Raw genomic sequence first — 6,521 nt, forward strand, 5'->3', positions numbered from 1 at the left:
CGCGCCCATCGACCTCGAACTGTGGCGGGTGGGCGAGCGGCACGCCCCCGTCTCGGCCACGGACGAGAACGGACGGGATCACCGCGAGGCGCTCGCCGAACGCGACTTCCGCTACGTCTCGTCGTTCCGGCCCGGCCGCTTCCAGGGGATCGCGGAGCCCCACGAACTCATCCTCGACCTCGGCCCCGAGGCCGCCTCCGGCGATGTCACCCTCTTCCTCACGGGCTGGATCTTCCCCACCGACGCGAGCATCAACGTGGCGATGGGACAGTCGGACGCCCTCGCACCGCACTTCCCGGAACTCGACGTGATGGGTCCCGACGGCGAGTGGCAGCCCGCCATCCCCGGCCTCAGCTTCCCGTCGGGCAAGGACAAGACGGTCGTCGCCGACCTGCGCGGCCTCTTCCCGACCGACGACAGGAGAGTGCGGATCCGCACGAACCTCATGGTCTACTGGGACGAGGCCTTCTTCACGACCGGCGCGGCGCACCCGGCGGCAGATGAGCATCGGGTGACGTCGCTCGCGCCCCGCAACGCGGACATCCACTACCGCGGCTTCGCGCGCGAGTTCAGAAAGGGCGGCCGCTATGGCCCCCACTGGTTCGACTACGACTCCGTCACCGTCGAGCCCCGCTGGCACGACCTGTTCGGCCTCTACACCCGCTTCGGCGACGTGACCGACCTCGTGTCCGAGGGCGACGACCGCTACGTGATCCAGAACGCCGGCGACGAGATCACCCTCCGCTTCGACGCCGAGGCGTTCCCGCCGCTGCCCGAGGGTTGGAAGCGCACCTTCCTCATCTACTCCGACGGCTGGGTGAAGGACGGAGACCTCAACACCGCCACCGGCGACCGCGTCGTGCCCCTCCCGGCCCGAACCCTGTCCGGCTACCCCCCGTCCCCCGAGGAAGGGCGCGCCGAAGCCCCCGACGCGGAACTCGCGGACTACCTCACCCGCGTGATCCCGCCCCCGGAGGACCGATGAGCGTCATGCTGCTGGACGAGATCGAGCGCTGGGAGAATCCGTTGCGATGACAGACAAAAGGCAAGTCCTCGAACCCGAATTCGCGCCGCTCTTCAGCCAACAACAACTCGATACGGCCCGCAGACGTCTCAAGGAATTGGGTTACGAGGTCGAAACACCTTGAACGACGACGTCTGAGCAACACTGGTCACGATCCACGCGCGTCGGTACTCCATGCCGCAATTTGAGCACTCGTCGCCTTGTCGAGGCGGTAGTAGCCACGGCGCGGAGATGTGATGACGAAGCCGCGGACCGGCTTCCCGTGCTTCGCCAGCCAGCGACATGCAAAGTAGATGGCGGAGCCCTTCCCGCCACGCGGCCCGGCGTACCCCTGCTCGAGTACATGGGCCACCACGTCGTGGAGTTGGACCGCCTGATTCTGGCCTTCCAAAGCGATCAGGCCCAATACCAACGCATCGTCCCTGAAGAGCCCCCTGTAGCGCTCCGTCCCTCCTGACTGCGGCACCGGGTGGTCCATGACGGCCCGTGAAGGCGGGGATGAATCATCCTTCGCATCCGTGCTGCCCAGTATTGGACGTGTCGTTTCCTTTGGCCACCGCCCGCGTCGTCCCCGTCTCCGGATCAATCTCAATGTCGCGAAAAAAGTGCCGGTAAGCGGCTTCCACCCGCTTGCGGTATTGGACCGTCAGGAGTCGGGGCGGAAGACGTCCCGCAGATCGATGGTGCCGAGGCGCTCCGAGCCGAGCCGCACGGGGAGCGTTGTCGTGTGGCGCTCGTGCTCGGGATCTTCACCGAAGCGCCACACATCCACGGCGTTCGCGTCCGGATCGACGATCCAGTACTCGGGCACGCCGTGGCGCTCGTACAGGTCCCGCTTCTTGCTCCGGTCGCGGCGGGCCGTGGAGGGGGAGAGGATCTCAGCCACCAGATCGGGCGCGCCCCGGATCCAGTCCTTCCCCACGATCCCCCTCCGCTCGGCGGACACGAACATCAGGTCGGGCTCGACTCCCTCGCCCGTGACCGGGAACTCAACCCCGACGGGTGCCCAGAACAGCTCTCCGCGTCCTGCCTTCACGAGCAGAGGATCGAGGGCGCGGAAGAGCCGTCTGGTGATGCGGTGGTGGCGGATCGAGGGTGCGGGGGTCACGTACAGCTTGCCCCCGATGACCTCGTAACGGTTGCCGTCGTCCGGCATTCGCTGGGCGTCGAGCCAGGTGACGGGTGCGGTCGAGGATTGCGGCATGGTCTGCACATCATAGCTCCGGGCGGGGGTGAAACCAAAGTCCAACCCCACGGTCCGGCCCCTGCTCATCCAGCTCTCAACTGCAATGCCGCCCCTCCGGCGACGGGGCCGGAATGAGCCGCGAGCAATTCCGGCTCGACGCTCCCGCTCGACACCCCGCACCTACGAGGCATACCGTGACTCGGTATGACGCATCGTTGTGTTGCTCATGGAGATCGGGACATGGACCTGCGGGAGGCTCAAGTGACGACCGAAGCGAACCACGGAGCGGAGAGTCGGGGATGAAGGAAGCCGTCAACCTGGAGGAGAAGTTCGGCCGGCTGCCGGACTACTGGCAGCCGCGCGTCGTCGCCGAACTCAATGACTACCTGTTCAAGATCGCGCGCGTGAAGGGCGAGTTCGTGTGGCACGACCACGCGGACACGGACGAGGCGTTCTTCGTCCTCGAGGGTACGCTCCGCATCGACCTCCCCGACGGCGCCGTCGAGATCGGCCCCGGCGAACTCTACGTCGTCCCCCGCGGCGTGAAGCACCGCCCGGTCGCCGAGGAGGAAGTGAAGCTGCTGCTCGTCGAACCCCGCGGCGTCGTGAACACCGGCGACGAGCACGGCGACCTCACCGCCGAATCGGACGTCTGGATCTGAAGATCAGAGGTCGGGCGCGAACACGGCTTCCAGGTCGATCGCACCTACCCGTTCGGTTCCGAGCCGGACCGGGAGGGTTGCCTCAAAGCGCTCGTGTGCGGGATCCTCCCCGAACCGCCACGCGTCGACGGTGTTCTCGTCCGCATCCACGATCCAGTACTCGCGCACGCCTTGTCGCTCATAGAGGCGGAGCTTGAGGCCCCGGTCGCGGCTGGCCGTGGAAGGTGAGAGGATCTCGACGACGAGGTCCGGCGCGCCCGTGAGCCCCGCGTCTGTAATGAGTCCACGCCGCTCGTTGGAGACAAACAACAGGTCCGGCTGAACGCCTTCTCCCGTGGCCGGAAACTCGACACCGAACGGCGCTTGCACGACCACGCCGTGCCCGGGCTGTTCCAGGATCCGGTCCAGGGCCACCAGCAGTCGGAGGCTGACGCGCTGGTGGCGGAACGTCGGGGCGGGGGTCATGTAAACGTCACCCTCGATCGCCTCGTAGCGATTGCCGTCTTCCGGCATCTGCTGGACGTCCTGCCAGGTGATCGAGGGGATTTGCATGGTCGACACATCGTAGCTCCGGGCGGCAGTGGTCTCCAAGTCCGCCCCTATGGTCGCCGGCTTCATCATCCCGCTCTCAACGGAGCGCCGCCTACCGATTCGGTGGACCACGGCTTCGCGGTACCGGAACAGGTCTCGCGAGAAAACGACCTTCAGGTCGATCGCGCCGACCTGATCCGCTCCAAGCCGAACGGGTAGCTCCGTCTTGAAGCGCTCTTCCTCCGGCTCCTCCCCGAACCGCCACACGTCGACTACGTTCCGGTCGGGATCGACGATCCAGTACTCGCGAACTCCCTGCCTCCTGTACAAGTCGAGCTTGATCCCACGATCCCGGTCTTCCGTCACCGGAGAAGTGATCTCGATCACCAGGTCCGGCGCGCCCACGAGCCAGTTCTCCGTGATGATCCCCCGTCGTTCGCTGGACACGAACATGAGGTCCGGCATGACGCCCTCGCGCGTCTCAGGGAACTCGACGGCCGTCATGGTGATGAACATCTCGCCGTATCCCGGATGGTCCAGGATGTCGCCCAGCGCCGTGAGGAGACGCCCGCTGACAAGCTGGTGGCGCGTGCTCGGGGCCGGCGTGCCGTACAACTCGCCATCGATCGCTTCGTGGCGACGTCCGTCCTCCGGCATCAGGAGGGCATCCTGCCAGGTGATGTAGGGAAGTGACATGGTCTTCTCACGATAGGCCTGCCGGCGGACCGCAGCCACTTTCGTGCCGCGGCATCCCCTTTCTCTGGCCTTCGACGGGTCTTGTCAGCCGGGCTCGTCCGGCGCACCGTGCTTGCCCGGCACATTTCCGGCATTCGTCCAGCTCAACCCGGCGAGGCACAACATGCGCGTCCGATCCTTCTGCGCGTTCTTCGCGCTGCTCATCCTCTCTCTTCCGGCCGTCGCCCCGCTCGCGGCGCAGGCCGCTCCCGATCCGGCGGCCTACGAAACGCTTCGGTGGCGGAACATCGGCCCGGAGGGGAACCGCTTCAGCGCGGCGGCGGGGATTCCCGGCCAGCCGTACACCTACTACGTGGGCGCGGCCTCGGGCGGCATCTACAAGACCACCGATGGAGGCGTGAACTGGGACGAGATGTTCGACGACCAGCCGGTGCAGTCGATCGGGTCGCTCGCCGTCTCTCCCACGGACCCCAACATCGTCTGGACGGGGACGGGAGAGGGGAAGATCCGGAGCCACGTCTCCATCGGTCAGGGCATCTACAAGTCCACCGACGCGGGAGAGACGTGGACGCTCATGGGGCTCGAACCTACGGGACGCATCCCGCGCCTTCTCATCCATCCAACGAACCCCGACATCGTCTTCGTCTGCGCGCTGGGCCATTCCTACGGGCCGCAGCCGGAGCGGGGCGTCTACCGCACCACCGACGGCGGGGAGAGCTGGGAACACGTCCTCTTCATCGACGAGGACACGGGGTGCTCGGACATCGCGATGGATCCGTCGAATCCGCGCATCCTCTTCGCGGGCACGTGGCAGCTCGAGATCCACACCTGGGGGCGCACGAGCGGCGGCCCGGGCGGAGGTCTGCACGTGTCGCGCGACGGTGGGGACACGTGGGAGAAGCTGAACGGGCCGGACAACACGATCGGCCTGCCGAAGAAGCCGGTCGGCAAGGTGGCCGTGGCGATCGCGCCCTCGAATACGCAGCGCGTGTATGCGATGCTCGAGACGGGGGACGGGATCCCGTGGGACGGCGAGCCCACCGAGGACGGCCAGCTGTGGCGCTCCGAGGACGGGGGCCGCACCTGGGCGCTCATCACCCGCAACCGGAACGCGATGGGGCGGCCGCACTACTACTCGCGCGTCGTGATCTCGCCCGATGACGAGGACGAGGCCTACTTCCTCACCGCCTCCTTCACGGTGTCGACGGACGGAGGGCGCACGCTGGACGTCACGCCGCGGCCGCAGGCGCCCGGCGGCGACCACCACGACATGTGGATCGACCCCACGAACCCCGACCGCATGATCGTCGCGCACGACCAGGGGCTCTCGATCTCGATCAACCGCACGAAGACGTGGTTCCGGCAGCGGCTCACGAACGCGCAGATGTACCACGTGACGGTGGACAACGCGGTCCCCTACAACGTGCTCGGCAACAAGCAGGATGAGCCGACCTACCGCGGCCCCAGCAACAGCCGGATCCTCGGCACCCGGCGCATCAACCACATTCCACGCGGCATGTGGCACCACGTCGGGGGCGGCGAGAGCGGCTTCGCCACGCCGGATCCGACCGACCCCAACATCGTGTGGTCCTCCGCCTCGGGGTCGGGGATGGTGGGCGGGATCGTCGTCCGCTACGAGGAGGAGCGCCGGCAGTACAGACCCGTCGAGGTGTGGCCCGAGCAGAGCCGGGGCCCGGCGTCGGGCGTGCGCTACCGCTTCATATGGGACGCTCCGGTTCACATCTCACCGCACGACAACGAGACGGTCTACGTGGGGAGCCAGCACGTACACCGGACGCGGAACCGCGGGCAGAGCTGGGAGGTGATCAGCCCGGACCTGACGCTGAACGACCGTAGCCGCATGGGCCTCTCGGGCGGGCTCACGGGGGACAACATCGGCGTGGAGTACGCGGGCACCGTGTTCGGCATCGCGGAGTCGCCCATCGAGGCGGGGCTCATCTGGGCGGGCACGAACGACGGCAAGCTCCACATCACGCGCGACGGCGGAGAGAACTGGACGGACGTGACGGGCAACGTCGACGGGCTGCCGGAGTGGATCGCCGTGCGCAGCATCGCGCCCTCGCGCTACGACGCGGGCACGGCGTACATCGCGGCGGACGGCCACCAGGTGAACATCCGCGACCCGCACGTCTACCGAACGCGCGACTTCGGCGCCTCGTGGGAGAAGATCGTCGACGGGATCCCGCCCAGCATGCTGAGCTACACGAAGATCATCGTCGAGGACCCGGTGCGGCCGGGGATGCTCTACGTGGGGACGGAGAACGCGATCTACGTCTCCTTCAACGACGGGGACGACTGGCAGCCGCTGCAGAACAACCTGCCGGCGGCGCCCGTGTCGGGGATCGTCGTGCAGGAGCACTTCAACGATCTCGTCGTGGGCACGTACGGGCGCGGGTTCTGG

General features: G+C 67.2%; 6 protein-coding genes. 3 read left to right on the forward strand and 3 right to left on the reverse strand.

The window, feature by feature from the left end; all coding sequences use genetic code 11:
• Positions 1 to 985, forward strand: a 985-nt coding sequence (locus OXN85_02410) for a hypothetical protein (GenBank protein ID MCY3598813.1), incomplete at its 5' end; no start/stop codon positions are given.
• A 187-nt stretch (positions 986 to 1,172) separates the two neighbouring features.
• On the opposite strand, the gene OXN85_02415 is transcribed toward OXN85_02410, so the two are convergent.
• Entirely contained in the window at positions 1,173 to 1,490 is a 318-nt protein-coding gene (locus OXN85_02415; protein MCY3598814.1) for a hypothetical protein, read from the reverse strand.
• Positions 1,491 to 1,670: 180 nt separating this feature from the next.
• Complete coding sequence (locus OXN85_02420; protein ID MCY3598815.1) at positions 1,671 to 2,228, reverse strand: Uma2 family endonuclease; 558 nt, start codon at positions 2,226 to 2,228, stop codon at positions 1,671 to 1,673.
• A gap of 281 nt (positions 2,229 to 2,509) precedes the next feature.
• Between OXN85_02420 and OXN85_02425 the strand changes: the two genes are divergently transcribed.
• Positions 2,510 to 2,872 (forward strand): cupin domain-containing protein, encoded by a 363-nt coding sequence (locus tag OXN85_02425; protein ID MCY3598816.1) that lies wholly within the window; start codon positions 2,510 to 2,512, stop codon positions 2,870 to 2,872.
• Positions 2,873 to 2,875: 3 nt separating this feature from the next.
• Here the strand turns inward: OXN85_02425 and OXN85_02430 are convergent, their stop codons facing one another.
• Entirely contained in the window at positions 2,876 to 4,099 is a 1,224-nt protein-coding gene (locus OXN85_02430; GenBank protein ID MCY3598817.1) for a Uma2 family endonuclease, read from the reverse strand.
• Between the two features lie 163 nt (positions 4,100 to 4,262).
• Here OXN85_02430 and OXN85_02435 point away from each other — a divergent pair.
• The coding region (locus OXN85_02435) for a sialidase (protein ID MCY3598818.1) at positions 4,263 to 6,521 on the forward strand (2,259 nt) is incomplete at its 3' end.

This window comes from Candidatus Palauibacter australiensis (assembly GCA_026705295.1).
In the GTDB taxonomy this organism is placed as follows: Bacteria; Gemmatimonadota; Gemmatimonadetes; order Palauibacterales; family Palauibacteraceae; genus Palauibacter; species Palauibacter australiensis.